Origin of the sequence: Mesorhizobium sp. M2A.F.Ca.ET.067.02.1.1 (assembly GCF_004023285.1) — a bacterium.
Taxonomy (GTDB): domain Bacteria; phylum Pseudomonadota; class Alphaproteobacteria; order Rhizobiales; family Rhizobiaceae; genus Mesorhizobium.
On the sequence record NZ_RZSB01001141.1, the window covers coordinates 1 to 1,245 of the forward strand.

Below are 1,245 nucleotides of genomic sequence, written 5' to 3' on the forward strand. Positions count from 1 at the left end.
CGCTGAGGCAGGCCTCGACCCGCAAGCCTTTTCCGCGCATGGCCTGCGCTCGGGCTACCTCACCGAAACCGCCCGCCGCGGCATTCCGCTGCCGGAAGCCATGCAGCAGTCGCAGCACCACTCGGTCCAGCAGGCTTCGAACTATTACAATGACGCGGAGCGGACGCTCGGGCGGGCGGCGCGGGTGATCATATAGATCCGGATGATGGTGCAGGTCGCTCGCGGCGCGCGCATGCCGTTTCGCGCGGAACGCACGGTTCAACAAGCTCCCGCCCTTACGCTGCACGGAGATGTCGAGACCAAAGGCAGTACCCGGCACAAAGTGCCCTATAATCCCAAGGCAACTGACCGCGGGAAATCGAACCTCGGATCCCGACCCGGCAGATCGGTGATAAGCGCGTCGAGGCGCGGGATCGAATTGAGCAGGATCGCCTTTGGAAAATGTCCGGACAAGCGGAGTTCCGCCAGTGCCGTTCGCGCCGCGGTCCTTCAGCTTCATACCGACACCCTTGAGACCGTCCCCGTGCTCACCCCGCCATCCCCGCCATCCTCGCCGTGGCGCCGTTCGCCTTCAGCGCCGCCATCAGCATCGGTCCGACCGAAAACGCCCCTGCCCTGGCCTTGTCAGTCAGCACACGCAGGTATCCGCCGGCGGAATTGATGTGCTGAGCGCGTTGCAGGATACAGGCAATCACGATCGCAGCGGTTTCCTGGCCCATCGCATGGCAGGCCTCCTCATACGCCGACGGCGAGACGCCAAGGTAGCCCCGCACCTGGGCGGCGGTAATCATGAAATCGCGCCAATTGCCGATGCCATCGACGGCGTAGTCGGCAATTTCGGGGCAGGCCTTCAGCACAAGCCCCAGCGGATACGTTTTTGGGGGCTCTGCGGTTCTCGTGCTGGGCTCGGCCGTCTCGCCGCTTTTCTCTAAAGCAGGTTCAAATTCAAAAATAGAATAGGTATTTGAATCAGATTGCTGCCGCTCGTTTTGAGAGTCATTGCCGCTTGGATTCATGGATTTCAAATGCGTTTCCAGCAGCTTATCCACTTCGTCGTGTAATGCGGCCAGATCGGCTACGATCCGTTCGAGCTCGGCAATGCAGGCTCGGCGCGGAATCGCCTCCACAATGCCGCGGAACCGCTTCCACAGGCTTCCCCAGTCGCCCGGAACATCTCCCTCGACAGCCGCCTCGATCAGCTTGTGGATGTCACGGCGGTGCAAGGTGATCCGCTCGCGCATAAGC

Annotated in this window: 1 protein-coding gene and 1 pseudogene; one reads left to right on the plus strand and one right to left on the minus strand. The window is 61.8% G+C overall.

Annotated elements, in window-relative coordinates; all coding sequences use genetic code 11:
- Positions 1-196, plus strand: a pseudogene (locus EOA28_RS36195) (tyrosine-type recombinase/integrase); the annotation flags it as partial.
- Positions 197-527: 331 nt separating this feature from the next.
- Here EOA28_RS36195 and repC read toward each other — a convergent pair.
- Positions 528-1,245, minus strand: a 718-nt coding sequence (gene repC, locus EOA28_RS36200) for a plasmid replication protein RepC (RefSeq protein WP_245501687.1), incomplete at its 5' end; no start/stop codon positions are given.